We start from the raw sequence: 656 nt of genomic DNA, 5'->3' as shown, positions 1-656 counted from the left end.
GCCGGCGACCGCCGCCTCCGCGCGCAGTTTCTCCAGCCGCTTCCCCGCCATGGCCAGCTTGTTGTGGGCCTTCTTGATGACCCATTCGCTGAGCGCCTCCCGGGACTGGCCGGCCATGGCGTCCAGCTGGGCCTCCAGCTCTTCGATGGCGTCGGCCAGGTCGAGTGCCTCCTTGGCGTCGGGGTTGACCAGGTGCAGTACCTCGCGTTCGACGGTCGGCCGTTCGGCGGGGGAGTCCCACAGGACGTGGGTCAGCACCGACAGGTCGGTCTCGGCGACCGCGGAGCGCCCGTCGAGGTACGCGGACGCCTGGAGCAGGCCCACCGACTGGCGCCAGCGGCGGTCGGAGGCGACGAGTTCCTTGCGGCGCAGGGCGGCCCGCAGCGTGCACACCGCGTCCACGATCGCGTCGGGGACGTCCACGGCCGGGACAGCTTCTGTCACGGCGTGCTGCAACGCGGCCAGCTCGACGGTGGTCCGCACCCGGGGCGCCGGGCGGCTGACGGCGGAGCGGACCAGCGCGGCGAAGTTCGAGGGGTCTGCCAGGTACCCGACCTCGATCCGCACCAGCAGCCGGTCGTAGATCGCGGCGGTGTCCTCCCCGCCGGGCAGTTCGTTGCTCGCCGTGATGGCGCCGATCAGAGGGCAGCGGACCG

Annotated in this window: 1 pseudogene; it reads right to left on the bottom strand. The window is 72.6% G+C overall.

Annotation, left to right across the window (positions count from 1 at the left end):
- Positions 1-656 (bottom strand): annotated as a pseudogene (locus IH13_RS0122055) (ATPase); the annotation flags it as partial.

The organism is Streptomyces sp. NRRL WC-3549 (genome assembly GCF_000721935.1).
Lineage (GTDB): Bacteria > Actinomycetota > Actinomycetes > Streptomycetales > Streptomycetaceae > Streptomyces.
Note: the sequence above shows the minus strand (reverse complement) of the source record. Positions and strands in the feature narration are given on the sequence as shown.